The following is an 18,369-nucleotide window of genomic DNA, read 5'->3' on the forward strand; positions in this document are numbered from 1 at the left end:
TCAGCCGCCCGTCGTCGGCGTCGCGGGCTGGCCCTCTTCGCGCTCGCGGAGCGGTCCGCCGCCCTGGCGGCCGAGCTGCAGCTGCTTGACGAGCGCGATGATGCCGCCGATGAGCATGAGCAGCCCCCAGATGGCGCCGACGAGCGCGATGATGATGGCGCCGAGCGCGTCCGTGATGCTCACGAGGATGATCGGGACGATCGAGTGCAGGATCATCACGACGAAGGTGAGCAGGACGCACAGGAGCAGGAAGAACACGAGCCGCTTGTTGCCGAGCATGCTCTGCTGCGCCACGAGGAGGAACACGATCGCGGCGAGCTGCAGGAACATGAGCACGCCGAGCAGGGCGGCCGAGGCCCAGATGTCGAAGAATCCGAAGATGGCGAGGTACGCGAGCGTGCCGAACGGCGCCGCGAGGAACAGCGACACCATCGTGATGAGCAGGACGAACGCGATGATCGCCATGATGATGCCTGCGATGACGGCGACGAGCCCGCCGAGCACGCTGACGATCCCGCCGATGAGGGGCACGGGTCTCGCCCCGATCAGGAGTGGCAGCACCATGAGGGCGAGGACGATCAGCAGCAGCCCGAGCGGAAGCGCGAGGTAGGGGATCGAGAGACCCGGCGGATCCTGCGCGCTCTCGCCGAAGTCGGCGGGGCTGAGGTCGGCGAGGTCTTCGATCGACACGCCGTCGGGGGCGCCGCCGGGGTTCGACTGCAGAGAGCTGATCCGGTCGCCCAGCGGAGGCGGGGAGATCAGGATGCCGGCACCCACGCACGCGAGCACCGCGAGCAGGATCGCGGCGAACGCGACCCACAGTGCCCACTTGCGGAGCTCCCGCATGCGTCCAGTGTGGAGGCGCCGGTCGCGCGGCGCCAGGCCCCGTGCGGGTCAGGCCGACGTGGCGTCGGGATCGAGCGCCTTGAGGGTCTCCTCCTCGGCGGGGTTGTCGGCCTCGAGCTGCTCCTCGGTCGTCTCGTCGCCGCCCGTCGGCAGGTCCTCGGACTGCTCTCCGTCGTCGAGGTCCGAGGCCGGCCGGTCGGTGCCCGGGGCGGACTGCTCGATGGGCTCGTCGTTCGCGCGTGCGTCGTCCATGCCGCCGACGCTACGACGGTGCCCCGCCGCGCGTCACGGGATTGACACGATGCCGCGTCGCCTTCAGAGTCCTGCGACGATCGCGTTGTCGAGTTCGTCGGGGTTGACCGGGCTGTGGGCGGTGTTGGTGAGCAGCACCCACGCGACACCGGCCGTCGGGTGCACCCAGAACTCCGTGCCGGACCACCCGCTGTGGCCGAAGACGTCCCGGTCGAGACGGCTGGGAGCGCGGGTGAGAAGGTTCCAGGCGAAGCCCCAGTCCTGGCCTGCCTCGGCGATGTACGGCTCCAGGCGCGGGATGTCGCCCGTGAGCGGGCGGAGCATCATGGCGAGCGTCACGGGCTGCACGACCGCGCCGTCGTCGCGCAGGAGCGCCGACCCCAGGGCGAGCAGGTCGGACGCGCGCCCGAGCAGCCCGGCGCCGGGATGGCGATTCGCGGCGAAGGCTTCGATGTCGAGTCCCGCCTCGGCGGCACCGACGACGGTGTGCGGATCGGATGCCTCGTCGAGCGTCAGCCCGTCGGCGCCGATGCCGTCCGCCCAGTCCGAGACCGCGGCATCCCATGCTCGTCCCGTGGCCTGCGCCACCATCTCGGCGACACCCTGGAAGGCGATCGTCGAGTAGCGCGAGACCGTGCCGGCCGCGAAGTCGCGCCCCGGCGTGCGCAAGAGTGCCTCGAGGTCCGGACGGTCCATCGGCGGCTCGGGGATGCCTGCGGTGTGGCTCACGAGGTGCCTCAGGCGCACGACGTCGTCGCGATCGGGGCCGAAGTCGGGGATGGCCGCTGCGACCGGCGTCCCCATTCCCAGCAGGCCGCGCTCGATCGCGCGCGCCGCCGCGAGCCCGAGGAGCGGCTTCGTGATCGAGAAGAGCCGGTAGTGGTCGTCGACGTCGGCGGGCCGGCCGTCCGTTGCGCCGAAGGCGTCGAGCGCGACGACGCCGTCGGCCGTCGCGATGCCGAGGACCGCCGACGGCAGGTGCCCCGCGTCGACGTGTCGGCGAGTCCAGTCGAAGGCGGCCGAGTAAGGAGAGGTCATGCCTTCGGAGCGTAGCGGCGCGGTGCATGCGTCCGTGCGACGAGGTCGCGGAGGGCCTCGAGCGATCCCGTCACGAGGCCCGCGGCGCGAGCCTGCACGAGCACGTTGCCGAGCGCCGTCGCCTCGACGGGGCCGGCGAGCACGGACAGGCCCGACCGGTCGGCGGTGCGCTGGCAGAGCAGCTCGTTGAGCGCCCCGCCGCCGACGATGTGGATCGTCTCGACGTCGACGCCGCCGATGCGGCCGGCTTCACGCGACGCGTCCGCGAACGCCTGAGCGAGCGACTCGACGATCGACCGCGCGTACTCGGCGCGCGTGCGGGGCGCCGCGACGCCGTGCTCGGCGCACCACTCGTCGATGCGCGCGGGCATGTCGCCGGGCGGCAGGAACCGCGGATCGTTGACGTCGAAGACGGCGACGGGCGCCGTGACCTCCTCGGCCGAGTCGAGGAGCGTCGGCAGGTCGATCGGGTGGCCCTGGCGCTCCCACGTGCGGACGGCCTCGCTCAGCACCCACAGTCCCATGACGTTGTGGAGCAGCCGCACGCGGCCGTCGACGCCGCCCTCGTTCGTGAAGTTGGCGGCGAGAGCCTCGGGCGTGAGCACGGGGCGGTCGACCTCGACGCCGACGAGCCCCCACGTACCGCACGAGATGTAGGCGGCGGCATCCGCCCGCATGGGCACCGCGACGACCGCGGATGCCGTGTCGTGCGAGCCGACCGCCGTGACCGAGGTGCCCGGGGCGGCGCCGATCGCGGCGGCGACCTCGGACAGGAGGGCGCCGAGGGGCTCGCCGGGCGCGATGAGCGGGGGAAGGATGCCGCGGGGCAGCCCGAGCGCCGAGACGAGGTCGTCGTTCCACGCTCCGTCTCGCAGCAGACCCGTCGTCGAGGCGTTCGTCTGCTCGGCGCGGGCCTGGCCCGTGAGCCAGTAGCCGACGAGGTCGGGGATCAGCAGCGCCGTGTCGGCGAACTCCAGCACGTCGCGGGGCTCGGCCGCGAACTGGTAGAGCGTGTTGAACGGGAGGAACTGCAGACCGTTGTGCGCGTACAGCTCGGAGTGCGGCATCCGCTCATGCACCGCCTCGACCCCGCGAGCCGTGCGGGCGTCGCGGTAGTGGAACGGGTCGCCGAGGAGGCGTCCGCCGCGCAGCAGGCCGTAGTCGACCGCCCACGCGTCGACGCCGATGCTCGCGATGGCCGGCGCGGCGCGGAACGCCTCACGGAGTCCCTTCACGGCGGCGCCGTAGAGGGAGAGGATGTCCCAGTGCAGGCCGTCCGAGATCTGCACGGGGTCGTTGGCGAATCGCGCGACGGGCGTCGCGTCGAGCGTGTCGGGGCCGACGTGCCCGACGATGACCCGGCCGCTCGTCGCACCGAGGTCGATCGCGGCGACCACGCCCGCCGTCATCGCAGACCCCGCTGCTCGAGTGTCCATAGCCCGTGCTCTCGCCGAGCGCCCACGCTGTGGACGGAAATGACGGGGGCTTTCGGTGAGAGCACGGGCTCTGGCCGATAGGCCGCACCCATCATCGGAGGAAGGCGGCGGCGACGCCGGAGTCGACCGGGATGTGCAGGCCGGTCGTGCGGCTGAGCTCGGGGCCCGTCAGCACGTAGACGGCGTCGGCGACGTTCTCGGGCACGACCTCGCGCTTGAGGATCGTGCGGTTGGCGTAGAACTGGCCGAGGTCCTCTTCCTTGACGCCGTAGGTCGCGGCGCGGTTGGCGCCCCAGCCGGCGGCGAAGATGCCCGAGCCGCGCACGACGCCGTCGGGGTTGATGCCGTTGACGCGCACGCCGTGCTCGCCGAGCTCGACGGCGAGGAGGCGCACCTGGTGGGCCTGGTCGGCCTTCGTCGCGGAGTAGGCGATGTTGTTCGGGCCGGCGAAGACGGAGTTCTTCGACGAGATGTAGATGACGTCGCCGCCCATCTTCTGCTCGATGAGCGCCTTCGCGGCGGCCTTGGCGACGAGGAACGAGCCCTTCGCCATGACGTCGTGCTGCAGGTCCCAGTCCTTCTCGGTCGTCTCGAGGAGGGGCTTGGAGAGGGACAGGCCGGCGTTGTTGACGACGAGGTCGATGCCGCCGAAAGCGAGGACGGTCGCGTCGATCGCGGCCTGCACGCCGTCGGCGTCGGCGACGTTCGCGGCGACGCCGATCGCGACGTCCGTGCCGCCCAGCTCGGCCGCGGCGGCCTGGGCCTTGGCGAGGTCGAGGTCGGCGACGACGACGCATGCGCCCTCGGCGGCGAGGCGGACAGCGATGGCCTTGCCGATGCCGGAGGCGGCGCCCGTGACGAACGCGATGCGGCCCTGGTGGGTCTTGGGCTTGGGCATGCGCTGCAGCTTGGCCTCTTCGAGGGCCCAGTACTCGATCCGGAACTTCTCCTCGTCGGAGATCGGCGAATAGGTCGAGAGGGCCTCGGCGCCGCGCATGACGTTGATCGCGTTGACGTAGAACTCGCCCGCCACCCGGGCCGTCTGCTTGTTGGCGCCATAGCTGAACATGCCGACACCGGGCACGAGCACGATGAGCGGGTCGGCGCCGCGGATCGCGGGGGACTCCGTCGTCGCGTACGCGTCGTAGTAGGCCTGGTAGTCGGCGCGGTACGCCTCGTGCAGCTCCTGCAGGCGGGCGATCGACTCCTCGACCGTCGCGCTCGCGGGCAGGTCGAGCACGAGCGGCTTGACCTTCGTGCGGAGGAAGTGGTCGGGGCAGCTCGTGCCCAGCGCAGCGAGCGGGGCGAGCTTCTCGGAGGCCAGGAAGTCCAGCACGACGCCGGTGTCGGTGAAGTGCCCGACCATGGGCTTGTCGTGCGACGCGAGGCCGCGGATCGTCGGCGCGAGGGCGGCCGCCTTCGCGCGGCGCTCGGCCTCGGGGAGGGCCTGGAAGCCCGCGACGACTCCGCCGAACGGCTCGGCCTTGCCGTTGCTCTCGATGTACGCGGCGGCGGTGTCGATGATCCACAGCGAGTTCTGCTCGGCCTCCTGAGACGTCGCACCCCACGCCGTGATGCCGTGGCCGCCGAGGATGCAGCCGATCGCCTGCGGATTCTGCGCCTTGATCTCGGCGATGTCCAGGCCGAGCTGGAAGCCCGGGCGGCGCCACGGCACCCACACCACCTTGTCGCCGAAGATCGTCGAGGTCAGCGCCTCGCCGTCTGCGGCGGTCGCGATCGCGATGCCCGAGTCGGGGTGCAGGTGGTCGACGTGCGGCGCGTCGACGAGCCCGTGCATCGCCGTGTCGATCGAGGGGGCCGCGCCGCCCTTGCCGTGCAGGCAGTAGTCGAACGCGGCGACCATCTCGTCTTCGCGGTCCACACCCGGGTAGACGTTCACGAGCGCGCGGAGGCGGTCCAGCCGCAGCACGGCCAGGCCTGCCTCCTTGAGCGTGCCCAGGTCGCCGCCCGAGCCCTTGACCCACAGCAGCTCCACGGGCTCACCCGTCACGGGGTCGGTCTCGGTGCCCTTCGCGGACGTGTTGCCGCCCGCGTAGTTGGTGTTCTTCGGGTCGGCGCCCAGGCGATTGCTGCGCGCGATGAGCTCGGCGGCTGCGGGGTTCGTCATGTTCGTGAAGTCCTTGGTGTGGGGTCAGAGGGAAGTGGGTTCACCCGCGGCGATGTGCGAGTGGACGGATGCTGCACCCGCGTGTTGCCGCGGGGGAGCGGGAGTGGTCGTCAGTTCGGCCGCGGCATCCTGCGGGTGCGCGGCGGGGGCACCCACGTCTTGCCGCGGGCGAGCAGGAGTGCTCGAGGAGAGCGGGCGAGCGGAGAAGGCGGTCGGGAGGGCGGCCAGGCGCGCCGCGATGCGGTCGATGGAGAGGGATGCCGCGGCCTCGGCGGGGCGGTTCAGGTGGCCGTGCGTCGTGCCGGGCTCGACGACGGTCTCGATGTCGCGGCCGGCCGTGGCGAGCGTCGCGGCGAAGTGCTCGCCCGAGACGCGCAGCTCATCGACCTCGCCGTTGATCATGAGGGTCGGCGGGAAGTCCGCGAGGTCGTCGGGGGTCGCGAGGCCCGGGATCGCGGCGAGCGGCGCGCCGGCGACGGGTCCGCCCAGGTAGTTCTCGTACATGCCGAGTACGGCGTCTGGACCGAAGTGGTCGGCCTCGGGATCGGCGTCGAGCAGGGCCCGCAGATCGGGCCCGGGTGCGGGCTGCTCGGCCAGGAGCGTCGGATACGCCAGCACGACGAGCGCAGGGAGCGTCGCGTCGCCGGCGGACGGCATCCGCAGCACCGCGCCGGTCACGAGGTTGGCGCCGGCGCTCGCGCCGCCGATCGCGATCCGCGCCGGGTCGATGCGCAGCCGCGCCGCGTTGTCCACCGTCCACGACCAGGCTGCGAGCACGTCGTCCGAGCCTGCCGGGAAGCGGTGGCCGGGGCGGGTCGCGCCGTCGGGGGTCCACTCGGCCGGCGTGGGCGCGAGCCGGTAGTCGATCGACACCACCGTCGTGCCGCGCGCCGCGATCGAGCGCGCGACCCAGTCGGCTTCGGGCATGTCGAGGTCGCCGGCAGCGAACCCGCCGCCGTGCGCCCAGACCAGGCCCGTGCCGCGAGGCTCGCGCGCGGGGTAGACGCGCACGAGCCCCTCGGCGGCGGAGTACGGATCGGCCATGCGGGTCAGGCTCCCCAGCCGGCCTGGACGCCGCCGACGCGGTCGGCCGCGATCTGCTGCTGGTAGCCGGATGCCGCGTACGCGGCCATCGGGTCGGCCGCGAGTCCGCGCGACTCACGCCACTCCGCGAGGGCGGGGCGCACGTCGGTGTAGAACGCGTCCATGAAGACGGCGTTCGCCGCGAGCACGTCGTTCGCCTGCTGCGCCGCGGCGAGCGCGTCGCGGTCGACGAGGAGCGCGCGCGCCGTCATCTCCTGCACGTTCAGGACCGAGCGGATCTGGCCGGGGATCTTGTCCTCGATGTTGTGGCACTGGTCGAGCATGAAGGCGACGTCGGGGTTGTTGAGGCCCCCGCCGCGCACGACCTCGAAGATGATCCGGAACAGCTGGAACGGATCGGCCGAGCCCACGATGAGGTCGTCGTCGGCGTAGAAGCGCGAGTTGAAGTCGAACGAGCCGAGCTTTCCGAGGCGCAGCAGCTGCATCACGATGAATTCGATGTTCGTGCCGGGCGCGTGGTGGCCGGTGTCGAGACACACCATCGCCTTGTCGCCGAGCGAGGCGACCTGCGCGTAGGAGGTGCCCCAGTCCGGAACGTCGGTGTGGTAGAACGCCGGCTCGAAGAACTTGTACTCGAGCACGAGGCGCTGCTCCTCGCCGAGGCGCGCGTAGATCGTCTGGAGCGACTCCTGGAGGCGGTCCTGGCGGGCGCGCATGTCGCCCTGACCCGGGTAGTTCGAGCCCTCGGCGAGCCAGATCTTGAGGTCGCGCGAGCCCGTGGCATCCATGATGTCGATGCACTCGAGGTGGTGGTCGATCGCCTTGCGGCGGATGCGGTCGTCGTGGTGCGTCAGGGCGCCGAACTTGTAGTCCTCGTCCTGGAACGTGTTCGAGTTGATCGTGCCGAGCTCGACGCCGAGGTCTTCGGCGTGCTTGCGGAGGTCCTCGTACGAGTCGACCTTGTCCCACGGGATGTGCAGGGCGACGCTCGGCGCGAGCTTCGTGAACTCGTTGACCTTCGCGGCATCCGCGATCTTCTCGTAGGGGTCGCGCGGCGTGCCGGCCGTCGCGAATACGCGGAATCGCGTCCCGGAGTTGCCGAACGCCCACGAGGGCAGCTCGATGCCCTGCTGCTCGAGCTCGGACTGGATGTCAGGAGTGAGGATGCTCACGGTGCGTCGCTTTCTTCTGTGGAGGGTGTCTCGCCAGCGCTGGCGAGCTGGGCTTCGAGGTTGAAGACTTCGGCGAGGGGCGTCGCAGCCTGGTCGGGGCGGCCCTCGAGGCCGACGAAGAACCGTGCCATCTCGGCTTCCCAGCGGGCGGCGACCGGGGATGCCGCGAGGTAGGCCTGCGCGGCCGCGTCGTCGTCGGTCTCGTAGTAGCCGATGAGCCGGCCGCCGTCGCCGAGGAACAGCGAGTAGTTGCGGCGGCCCGCCGCGGCGATCTCGGCGAGCATCTCAGGCCACACCGGAGTGTGGCGCTCGACGTACTCGTCGAGGAGGTCCGGTGCGACGCGCAGTTCGAAGCACACGCGGGTGGGGCCGGTGCTCGTCATCGAGGTGCTCCTAGAGTGGTCCATGGGTCGTGAATCGTTTCAACGATAGGGCAATGCTTCCGCCTCCGCAACTGGAAGGCGGTTGCCGGGCGCTCTTGCGCAAACCGGTCCGCGGCCGTCGGTAGCGTGGGCCCGAACCGCTCGATGCGAAGGAGCACGCGTGCAGCACCAGGAGAACGCCCTCGCCGCCTACGTCGACGCCGTGCGCGGGGAGGGCGGCGCGCTCGCCGTCATCCTGGTGGGCTCCGTCGCGCAGGGACGCGAGCGGGAGGACTCCGACGTCGACGTGTACTTCGTGGTCGACGATGACCGGTTCGCGGCCGAGACGGCCGCGGGCCGCTTCGCCTGGGTCGACCGCGTGGGGCTCGACTATGCGGGCTCCTACATCGACGTCAAGCTCGCCAGTCCCCGCTATCTCGCCCGGGCCGTCGAGCACGCCGACGACCCGACGCGCGCCTCGTTCCTCGACGCCCGCGTCGCGTGGAGCATCGTGCCCGACCTCGCCGAGACGATCGAGCGCATCGCCGTCCTCCCCGACGACGCGTGGAGCGAGCGCGTGCGCTCGCACGTCGCGCAGGCTCGCCTCTACGGCGGTTATTTCCTCCGGCAGGCCGTCGAGCGCGGCGACGAGTTCCTGCGCCGCCACGCGGGGCTGCACCTGACCCTCGCCGCGGCGCGCGCCGTGCTCGCGGCATCCCACGTGCTCATGCCCGGTCCGAAGTACGTCTCGAAGCTCGTGCACACCGTCCCGACTCCGGACGGCTTCCTCGAGGCGTGGGACGGCGTCGTGTCCGACCCACGCGTCGACGATGCCGACGTGATCCTGCGGCTGCTCGACCAGCTGGTCCCCGACGGGCTGTCGGCCGACGAGTCGCTCTCGACCTTCATCCGCGACAACGAACTCGCATGGCTCCGGGGGACGGTGCCCGCGGAGTTCTGGTGAGCGACGCACGTCAGCCCTTGATGGCGCCGCTCGTCATGCCCGCGACGATCTGCCGGTTGAAGATCATGTACATGATCAGCATCGGGATCGTCGTGAGCAGGATGTACGCGAAGAGCAGGTTGAACTGGCTGAGCGTCTGGCTCTGGTAGTTGTACAGGCCGAGCTGCACGGTGGGGTAGTCGCTGCCGGGCAGGAAGTACAGCGGGTTCTGGAAGTCGTTGAAGACGAACACCGCCTGCACGACGACGACTGTCACGATGACGGGCTTGAGCAGCGGGAGCACGACGCCGAAGAACAGGCGCATGGGCCCGGCTCCGTCGATGATCGCGGCCTCGTCGAGCTCGCGGGGGATCGTGGCGACGAACGCGCGGAAGAGCAGGATGCAGAACGCGAGCCCGAAGGTCGCCTCGATGAGGATCATGCCGGGGATCGTCTTGAACAGGCCGATGCCCTGCAGCACCCAGATCGTGGGGACGACGGCGGGCGGCACGATGAGGGCGGCCAGCACGAGGAAGTTGACGAAGGGGTTGAGCCGGGTGCGCTTGCGCTGCAGGAGATAGCCGACCATCGCGGCGCAGACGACCATGATGGCGCAGGAGAAGATCGTGATGGTCGCGCTCCAGATGAAGGCCCACACGACCTGGTAGTCGTTCTTCTCGAGCACCTCGGTGAGGTTCTGCCAGAGGAGCCATTCGGAGGGCAGCGAGAACTCGACGAGTCCAGCTTCCTTCGGGTTCTTCGACGCCTCGAGGACGACGAACGCGAAGGGGACGAGGAAGACCACGATCGAGACGAGGATCGCGATGATCCCGACGAGGTACTTGCGCAGGAAGATGCGGACGGTCAGCGGACGGCGGTCGGCCTTGCGCGCGGCTCGGACGCGCTGGTCGGCGGTGGTGAGCACTCGAGTGTCGGTCACAGCTCGGCCTCCCTTCGATTGAGGAACCAGTTGACCGGCAGCATCACCGCGATCACGACGAGGAACAGGATGACGTTGCCGGCGGTGGAGAGGCCGAAGAAGCCCGCCTGGTACTGCTTGTAGATGACCGACGCGATGACGTCGCTCGTGAATCCGGGACCGCCCTTGGTGATCGCCCAGATCATGGCGAACTCACGCAGGCCGCCGATGAGCGACAGGATGATGACGGTGGCCGTCGCAGGGCGCACGAGGGGGAGCGTGATGTTGCGGAACACGGACCATGCTCCTGCGCCGTCCATGCGCGCCGCCTCGAAATACTCCTGCGGAATGGCGACGATGCCGGCCATGAAGATGAGCGTCGCGATGCCGACGCCCTTCCAGATGTCGACACCCGCGACGGTGAGAAGGGCCAGGTTCGGATCGGTATACCAGCCGGGCTGCGGCAGGTGCAGGAAGCCGAGCACGTTGTTGACGATCCCGTGGAACGGGTCGAGGAGTGCCTTGAACGTCAGCCCGACGCCGATCGTGGAGACCAGCACGGGGAAGAAGACGACCGCGCGCAGGTAGCCGCGCCCGAGCGTGGGCCCGGTCAGCAGGAGGGCGAGCGCGAGGCCCAGCACGACCTTCGCGGCCGAGGTCGTGAAGCCGTAGATGAAGGTGTTGATGAAGCCCTGGGACAGCTGCGGTTCCTGGAAGAACTGGACGAAGTTGTCGAAGCCGATGAACTGGACGTCGAACAGGGTCCAGCGCGTGAGCGAGAAGTAGAAGGAGGCGAAGGTGGGAACCGCGAAGAACACGAGGAACAGCACGGCGGCGGGGATGTAGAACCACGACGGGTAGGGGCTCTTCACGCCCTTCCGCCTCTTCGCGGAGGCCCGTGGGGTGTCGGCGGGCGGGGCCGCTCCGGTGGGTGCGACGGCGGTCGTCATGATCACTCCTCTTCGAGTGGAGGGGCCGGCGGCGGTGCGCCGCCGGCCCCGGTCAATGTGAGTTCAGCAGTTCCGGACGGGGCTCACCAGCCCTTGAGGCCGAGCTGCTGGGCCTGCTTCTTGACGTCCTCGTCGTACTGCTGCGCGCCGTCCTTCGGCTGGGTGATGCCGGAGCCCACCGCAACCGTGATGTTCTCGAGGTTCGGGCCCTTGATGGGGGAGAGGAACTCGAGCGCCGACCCGGTCTTCTTGTCGTCGAAGTACTTCTGGATGTCGGCGATCATCGCGGGAGCGTCGGACGGGACCGTGCAGGCGGTGGTCACGTACGGGCCCGAGGGGGGAGACGTCTTGTTCTGCACGTCGCAGCCCTCGCTGGAGTTCGCGAACGCGACGAACTTCTTGGCGGCGTCGAGCTTGTCACCCTCGGTCGTCTTGGCGATGTAGAGGGCGTTGGGCTGCCACATCGTGATGGACGTGTCAGAGGCGCTGGCTGCCGGCAGGGCGAACACGCCGATGTCGTTGACCTTGTCCGGCTCGTTCTGCTGGATCACCGCGATCTGACCCGACAGCATCGGGTACTGTGCACCGGTGCCGTTGGCAAGTGCGTCCATCGCCTGCGCGTTGGTCATCGACGCGAAGTCCTCGTTGAACAGACCCTTCTGGAACGCCTCGGCCTGGTTGGCGAAGCCGGCGTACGCGGGCTCCTCGACGTACTTGGCCTTCGGGTCGTTGTCGGTGTACTCGGTGGCCCAATCGGGGTTCTGCGCCGTGACGTTCGCGAAGTCGCCCAGGACGAAGAGCTGGCTCGTCCACGTGTCGCCGTAGGACTGCAGGATCGGGGTGATCCCGCCGCCGGCGGACTTGATCTTCTCGCTGTTCGAGATGAACTCGTCCCACGTGGTGGGCACGGTCAGACCGAGCTTCTCGTATACCGGCTTGTTGTAGAGCACGGCACCCGCGAAGGAGGTGCCCCACGGTGCGCCGTAGAGGCCCTTGTCGGTCGACACGACCTGCTTGAAGTCATCGGTCAGGTCTTTGACCCAGTCCTCCTTGCTCAGGTCGACGAGCGTCTGATCGGGGTTCAGCGCCTGCAGGAGCGACCCGGAGTTGTAGTGGAAGACGTCGTCCATCGACCCCGTGGACAGCTTGGTCTTCATGAGGTTGTCGCCCTCGGTGCCGCCGGGCTGTGTGTCGAGCTTGACGCTGATGTCGGGGTTGGCCTTCTCGAACGCCTCGATGAGGGCCTTGGCCTGCGTCGTGTTGAGGTCGTCACTCTGCGTCAGGTACGTGATCTCGGTCTTGCCGCTGCTGCTCGATCCGCCGCCGCCGCTGCACGCGGCGAGCGGAACCGCGAGCACGACGGCGCCCGCCGCGATCGTGATCAGCCTCCGCGAAGAAGAGCTCATCATCCTTTACCTCCTTGTAAGGCCGGGCGGTCCATCCGCCCACGCTGCCGGAATGTCTGGTGCTGCCTTTTGAACGATTGAAACCATTCAACCCTCGTAAGGTACGTCGCGCCGGATCCATCGTCAATGGCTCCGAGCCGCTTCGCGGTCACGATTGTGTAACGGTCTACAAAGTGGTTGACAGTCACCGTGAATCGTTTCAGGATTGACGCGCGGCAGGGCGACGACGCGAGCCGCTCGAAAGGACGAAACGGTACCGATGACGCTGCTTCCCGCCACTACCGACCGCGACCCGCGCACGCGGGTTGTGGGCATCAGCACGCAGCACGGCGACGGCCTCCTGGGCGTTCCCGCAGAACGCCTCCGACTCGGCTGGCGCGTCGAGAGCGACGACCCCGCGGCGCGGCAGATCGGCTATCAGCTCGCATCCGCGCCGGAAGGATCGGAGCTCGAGCCCGGCGAGCCCGTCGCCTCGGAGGAAGCGATCGGCATCACCGCAGGCGTCGACCTCGACCCGCGCGAGCGCCGCGCCTTCGCGGTGCGCATCGCGACGCCGGCGGGGTGGACCGAGTGGAGCGAGCCGTTCACCGTCGAAGCCGGCGTCCCGGGCGCCGCGCTCGAGGCCGACGTGATCGGCATCCCGAGCCCGGTCGACGGTCCCGCCCAGCTCCTGCGCCGGGAGTTCTCTCTGATTGAGGTGCCGGCATCCGCCCGCCTCCGGCTTTCCGCGCTCGGACTGGTCGACGCGTGGATCAACGGCGTGCGCGCGACCGACGCGCACCTCACGCCGGGGTGGACGTCGTACCAGGGGCGCATCCTCGTCGACACGCTCGACGTCACGCCGCTCCTGCGTGCGGGCGAGAACGTCATCGTGCTCGCCGTCGCCGACGGCTGGTTCCGCGGCAGCTTCGGCTTCGCGCGTCGCATCGAGATCTACGGCGACCGCTCGGGGGCCCTCGCCCAGCTCGAAGCCGACGGCGAGACGATTCTCGCGACGGATGCCTCGTGGCAGGGCGGCTTCGGCGCGATCCGGTCGGCGAGCCACTACGACGGCACGACGATCGACCTGAACCTCGACGACCCCGGCGTGCACGAGCCCGGATTCGCCGGGGACGGGTGGACGAGCGTCGACGTGCTCGACGTGGACAAGACCCTCTTCGAGCCGCGCTCGGCCCCGCCGGTGCGCATCGTCGCCGAGCTGCCGATGACGGCATCGGTGCACGACGGCCGCACGCAGCTCGACAGCGGCCAGAACATCTCGGGCTGGGTGCGCCTGGTGGTCTCCGGCCGCGCCGGCGACGTCGTGACGGTGCGTCACGCGGAGGTGCTCGAGCCGTCGGGCGACCTGCATGTGAAGGCGCTGCGGACGGCGAAGGCCACCGACGTGTTCACGCTCGACCGCGACGGCGAGCACACGCTCGAGCCCGCGTTCACGTTCCACGGCTTCCGCTACGCCGACGTCGACGGCGCCGACGTCGTCTCGGCCGTCGCGGTCGCCCTCTCGAGCGACCTCTCCCCGCGGAGCTCCTTCACGTCGTCGCACGAAGTGCTCGACCGGTTCCACTCGAACGTCTTCTGGTCGCAGCGCGACAATTTCGTCTCGGTGCCCACCGACTGCCCGCAGCGCGACGAGCGCCTCGGCTGGACCGGTGACGCCCAGGCGTTCGCCGCCACGGCCAACACCCTCATGGACACCGAGGCGTTCTGGACCTCGTGGCTGCGCGACCTCGAGATCGACCAGACCGACGAGGGCGGCGTCGCGTCGGTCGTGCCCGACATCATCCGCAAGCAGGACATGCTCATGGGCGGCGTGCAGACCGAGAACATGGGCCGCGCGGGATGGGCGGATGCCGCCACCATCGTGCCGCTCGCCGTGTACGACGCGTTCGGCTCGACCGAGGTGCTCGAGCGCCAGCTCGACAGCATGCGGCGCTGGGTCGAGCATCTGCGCCGCCGCGCGGGCGACGACGTCGTGCTGCCGACCGAGCCGTTCCAATACGGCGACTGGCTCGACCCCGACGCACCCATCGATCGGCCGTGGGAGGCGAAGGTCTCGAGCGACTACGTCGCGAACGCGTTCTACGTGCGATCGGCCCGCCTGCTGGCGCGGGCGGAGCGGATCGTCGGCGACACCGGTCGCGCAGACGAGTACGACGCCCTCGCCGATCGGGTCGCTCTCGCGACCTTCGAGCGCTGGGGTGAGGAGGCGATCGCGACGCAGACCGGCGCGGCGCTCGCACTCGAGTTCGGGCTCGCCCCCGCCGCCCGGCGCGGCGAGATCGCCGACGCGCTCGCCGCCGACGTGCGCCGTGAGCACGGGCGCATCGCGACGGGCTTCCTCGGCACGCCGCTCGTGCTGTTCGCCCTCTCCCACAGCGGACACCTCGACGAGGCCTACCTCATGCTGCTCCGGCGCGACGCCCCGTCGTGGCTCTACCAGGTCGACCAGGGGGCGACGACCGTGTGGGAGCGCTGGGACGCGATCAAGCCCGACGGCAGCATCCACTCGGGGGCGATGGACGCGCTGCCGACCGAGGAGGCCGACCCCGAAGAGGGCAGCATGCTGTCGTTCAACCACTACGCCTACGGCGCCATGATCGACTGGGTCTACCGCACGGTCGCGGGGCTCGCACCCGACGCGCCCGGATATCGCCGTGTGCGCGTCGCACCGCGTCCCGCGGCGTCCCTCGACCACGCGGCCGCCGCGATCCAGACGCGCCTCGGCCGCCTCGCGATCGACTGGATCGTCGAGTCGGACGTCTTCACGGCGACGCTCGAGGTGCCCTTCGGCGCCGTCGCGGTGCTCGACCTTCCCGTGACGGATGCCTCGACCGTGACCGTCGACGGCTCGCCCGCGCCCGCCGAGCTCGGCCACGGCACCCACCGGATCACCGTGACGGCGCCCACCGTCGCCCGGCCGGAGGCCGTCGTCGCCGCCTGATCCTCTCGTCCCGCCGCGATCTGCACAGAGGAGTGCCATGAGTCTTCCGACCGCCCGCGTGGTGATCGACGCCCCATACCGCAGCGACGTCGTCGCCTCGCCGGCGCCGGTCATCGGCTGGATCACCGACACCGACGCCTCCGACTGGGTGCAGGCGCGTGCCGAGCTCACGCTGGATCGGGCCGGCGGCGCCGAATCGCACCTCGTCGAGGGACGCGCCTCGACGCAGGTCGCATGGCCTTTCGCGCCGCTCGCGCCGCGCGAGGAGGTGTCGCTGCGCGTGCGCGTGACGGGTGCCGACGGTGCCGCGGGCGAATGGAGCGCACCCCGCCGCATCGTCGGGGGCTTCCTCGGCCAGGGCGAGTGGCGGGCCGCGACGATCGGCCTCGCCGCGCCCGGATCGGAGGGGCAGCCCGCGTACCTGCGCACCGAGTTCGAGGTGACCGGTGACGTGCGGCGCGCGACGCTCTATGCGACAGCGGTCGGCGTCTACCAGGCGGCCGTCAACGGCGCAGACGTCGACGACCAGGTGATGAAGCCGGGGTGGACGCCCTACCTGCGCCGCACGATCCATGAGACGACCGACGTCACGGCGCTGCTCGCGCAGGGCGTGAACGCGATCGGCGTGCGGCTCGCGGGGGCGTGGGGCACCGAGCATTTCGGCTTCCGCGAGAACTCCCGGCTCCACTACGGAGACCAGCCCCGCTTCGCCGCGCAGCTGCTCGTCGAGTACGCCGACGGGCGCTCCGAGCTCGTCACGACGGATGCCTCGTGGCGCGCCTCGACGGGCCCCATCGTCGCGAGCGGGCTGTATGCCGGCGAGACCTGCGACGCGCGCCGCGCGCTCGTCGACGCGGAGGGGCGCGGTTTCGCCGAGGCGGGCTACGACGCCGCGGCGTGGCATCCCGTCGCCGTGCAGGAGCCTCTCGTCGAACCTGAGGCGCGCGTCTCGCCCTTCGTCCGACGGATCGAGGAGGTTCCCGTCGTCGATGTCATCACGACTCCGAGCGGCCGGACCGTGCTCGATTTCGGACAGAACCTCGTCGGGCGCCTGCGCCTGCGTGTCAGCGGTCCGGCCGGCACCGAGGTCACCCTCCGGCACGCCGAGGTGCTCGAGCACGGCGAGCTCGGCACCCGGCCGCTGCGCAAGGCCGCGGCGACCGACCGCTTCATGCTCGCGGGCTCGGGCGTCGAGGAGTGGGAGCCCGAGTTCACCTTCCACGGATTCCGCTACACAGAGGTGTCGGGATGGCCGGGCGAGCTCGATCCCGCCGACATCACCGCCGTCGTGATCCACTCCGACATGGAGCGCACGGGCTGGTTCGAGGCATCCGACCCCCTCGTCGACAAGCTGCACGAGAACGTCGTGTGGGGCCTGCGCGGCAACTTCCTCTACGTGCCGACCGACTGCCCGCAGCGCGACGAGCGCCTCGGCTGGACGGGCGACATCCAGGTCTTCGCGCCGACGGCGAGCTTCCTGTACGACGTGCGCGGATTCCTCGACTCGTGGCTGCGCGACCTCGCGCTCGAGCAGGAGGATGCCGGCGGTGTCGTGCCGTTCGTCGTGCCGAACGTCATCCCGGGACGGCCCGCCGCGGCCTGGGGCGACGCGGCCACGATTGTGCCCTGGGTGCTCCACGAGCGCTACGCCGACACCGCGACCCTCGCGCGCCAGTACGACAGCATGAAGGCGTGGACCGACCTCCTGCTCGGCATCGCCGGTCCCCGGCGCCTGTGGGAGGGATGCTTCCAGTTCGGCGACTGGCTCGACCCCGACGCGCCGCCGGACTCCCCGGCGAAGGCCAAGACCGACGCCGACGTCGTCGCGAGCGCGTACCTGTTCCGGTCGACGGATGCCGTGGCCCGCGCCGCGGCCCTGCTCGGCCGTGACGACGAGGCGACCGAGTACGCGGCCGTCGCGGAGGAGGTGCGCGCCGCGTTCCTCGCAGAGTACGTCACGCCGTCGGGACGCATGGTCTCGGACGCCCAGACGGCGTACGCGATGGCCATCGTCTTCGAGATCGCCCCCGCCGAGAAGCACGCGGTCCTCGGCGACAGGCTCGCCGAGTTGACCCGCCGGTCGGGCTACCGCATCGGGACGGGCTTCGTCGGCACGCCGATCATCCAGGACGCCCTCACCCGCACGGGCCACCTCGAGACGGCGCGGCGCCTCCTCGTGCAGACGGAGGATCCGTCGTGGCTGTACCCCGTGACGATGGGCGCGACGACGATCTGGGAGCGCTGGGACTCGATGCTGCCCGACGGCACGATCAACCCCGGGCAGATGACCTCCTTCAACCACTACGCCTTCGGCGCCATCGGCGACTGGCTGCACCGCGTCGTCGCGGGCCTCGCACCCGACGCACCGGGCTATGCGCGCCTCCGCATCGAGCCGCGGCCCCTCGCCGGGTTCGATTCGGCGCGCGCCGAGCACCTCACCCCTTACGGGCGGGCCGCGGCGGGCTGGTCGCGCGCCGACGGCGTCGTGCGGGTCGAGGCGCTCGTGCCGCCCAACACGACGGCGACCGTCGTGCTGCCGGACGGCGCGACGCACGAGGTGGGGTCGGGTTCGCACGCGTGGGAGGTCGCCGACGCGGCGACGCCCGCGCCGCCCGCGCACGTGGGTCTCGACTCGAGTCTCGCCGCCGTCATCGACGACGCCGAGGCCTACCAGGCGATCCTCGACCTGCTCGAGACCGGCAAGCCGGCCGCTGCGACCGCGTTCCGCAGGACGATGGAATGGCTGCCGGGCCGTGAGCTCGGGGAGGCGATCTCCCGCGACACCGACCCCGCGCTGCGGTCGGCGGTCGCGGAGCGTCTGGCCGAGCTGTCGGCCCAGCGAGCGGGCGCGAATGCGCGGCCGTGAGTCGGTGTGCGGAGCAGGGCCGCGGCCGGTGCCCTACACTCACGGTCATCGGCAGGGGGACGAGAG

The 18,369-nt window shown here is 70.5% G+C and carries 14 protein-coding genes; 3 read left to right on the forward strand and 11 right to left on the reverse strand.

Going from position 1 to position 18,369, the window contains the following annotated elements; genetic code table 11:
• From ACH3VR_RS13585 to ACH3VR_RS13620, 8 genes are all read right to left on the reverse strand, one after another.
• Window positions 1–846, reverse strand: coding sequence for a hypothetical protein (locus tag ACH3VR_RS13585; RefSeq protein WP_397556844.1), 846 nt, complete (start codon window positions 844–846; stop codon window positions 1–3).
• Between the two features lie 48 nt (window positions 847–894).
• Window positions 895–1,098 carry a hypothetical protein gene (locus ACH3VR_RS13590; RefSeq protein ID WP_397556845.1) on the reverse strand — a complete coding sequence of 68 codons (204 nt, stop codon included), beginning with the start codon at window positions 1,096–1,098 and terminating at the stop codon, window positions 895–897.
• 63 nt (window positions 1,099–1,161) lie between these two features.
• Complete coding sequence (locus tag ACH3VR_RS13595; protein WP_397556846.1) at window positions 1,162–2,136, reverse strand: serine hydrolase domain-containing protein; 975 nt, start codon at window positions 2,134–2,136, stop codon at window positions 1,162–1,164.
• Window positions 2,133–3,572 carry a rhamnulokinase gene (locus ACH3VR_RS13600; protein WP_397556847.1) on the reverse strand — a complete coding sequence of 480 codons (1,440 nt, stop codon included), beginning with the start codon at window positions 3,570–3,572 and terminating at the stop codon, window positions 2,133–2,135. Before ACH3VR_RS13600 ends, ACH3VR_RS13595 begins: the two co-directional genes overlap by 4 nt.
• Before the next feature lie 91 nt (window positions 3,573–3,663).
• Window positions 3,664–5,700: a bifunctional aldolase/short-chain dehydrogenase gene (locus ACH3VR_RS13605; RefSeq protein WP_397556848.1), complete on the reverse strand. Its 2,037-nt coding sequence runs from the start codon at window positions 5,698–5,700 to the stop codon at window positions 3,664–3,666.
• 24 nt (window positions 5,701–5,724) lie between these two features.
• Window positions 5,725–6,744 carry an alpha/beta hydrolase fold domain-containing protein gene (locus tag ACH3VR_RS13610; protein WP_397556849.1) on the reverse strand — a complete coding sequence of 340 codons (1,020 nt, stop codon included), beginning with the start codon at window positions 6,742–6,744 and terminating at the stop codon, window positions 5,725–5,727.
• 5 nt (window positions 6,745–6,749) lie between these two features.
• Window positions 6,750–7,916, reverse strand: a complete 1,167-nt coding sequence (gene rhaI / locus ACH3VR_RS13615; protein WP_397556850.1) for an L-rhamnose isomerase — start codon at window positions 7,914–7,916, stop codon at window positions 6,750–6,752.
• Window positions 7,913–8,299, reverse strand: coding sequence for an L-rhamnose mutarotase (locus ACH3VR_RS13620; protein ID WP_397556851.1), 387 nt, complete (start codon window positions 8,297–8,299; stop codon window positions 7,913–7,915). Before ACH3VR_RS13620 ends, rhaI begins: the two co-directional genes overlap by 4 nt.
• 160 nt (window positions 8,300–8,459) lie before the next feature.
• On the opposite strand from ACH3VR_RS13620, the gene ACH3VR_RS13625 reads away from it, so the two are divergent.
• The gene (locus ACH3VR_RS13625; protein WP_397556852.1) at window positions 8,460–9,242 is read left to right on the forward strand and encodes a nucleotidyltransferase domain-containing protein; all 783 of its coding nucleotides are present in this window, start codon (window positions 8,460–8,462) and stop codon (window positions 9,240–9,242) included.
• A gap of 10 nt (window positions 9,243–9,252) precedes the next feature.
• Here the strand turns inward: ACH3VR_RS13625 and ACH3VR_RS13630 are convergent, their stop codons facing one another.
• The 3 genes from ACH3VR_RS13630 to ACH3VR_RS13640 form a co-directional block, all read right to left on the reverse strand.
• Window positions 9,253–10,161 (reverse strand): carbohydrate ABC transporter permease, encoded by a 909-nt coding sequence (locus tag ACH3VR_RS13630; protein ID WP_397556853.1) that lies wholly within the window; start codon window positions 10,159–10,161, stop codon window positions 9,253–9,255.
• Window positions 10,158–11,090 carry a carbohydrate ABC transporter permease gene (locus ACH3VR_RS13635; RefSeq protein ID WP_397556854.1) on the reverse strand — a complete coding sequence of 311 codons (933 nt, stop codon included), beginning with the start codon at window positions 11,088–11,090 and terminating at the stop codon, window positions 10,158–10,160. The genes ACH3VR_RS13630 and ACH3VR_RS13635 overlap by 4 nt, the downstream gene beginning before the upstream one ends.
• 83 nt (window positions 11,091–11,173) lie before the next feature.
• Window positions 11,174–12,499 carry an ABC transporter substrate-binding protein gene (locus ACH3VR_RS13640; RefSeq protein WP_397556855.1) on the reverse strand — a complete coding sequence of 442 codons (1,326 nt, stop codon included), beginning with the start codon at window positions 12,497–12,499 and terminating at the stop codon, window positions 11,174–11,176.
• Window positions 12,500–12,755: 256 nt separating this feature from the next.
• On the opposite strand from ACH3VR_RS13640, the gene ACH3VR_RS13645 reads away from it, so the two are divergent.
• Both ACH3VR_RS13645 and ACH3VR_RS13650 read left to right on the forward strand, forming a co-directional pair.
• Entirely contained in the window at window positions 12,756–15,437 is a 2,682-nt protein-coding gene (locus ACH3VR_RS13645; RefSeq protein ID WP_397556856.1) for an alpha-L-rhamnosidase, read from the forward strand.
• A 37-nt stretch (window positions 15,438–15,474) separates the two neighbouring features.
• Window positions 15,475–18,303 carry an alpha-L-rhamnosidase gene (locus ACH3VR_RS13650; RefSeq protein WP_397556857.1) on the forward strand — a complete coding sequence of 943 codons (2,829 nt, stop codon included), beginning with the start codon at window positions 15,475–15,477 and terminating at the stop codon, window positions 18,301–18,303.
• Window positions 18,304–18,369 lie beyond the last annotated feature (66 nt).

The organism is Microbacterium alkaliflavum (assembly GCF_044325405.1).
GTDB classification, from domain to species: Bacteria; Actinomycetota; Actinomycetes; order Actinomycetales; family Microbacteriaceae; genus Microbacterium; species Microbacterium alkaliflavum.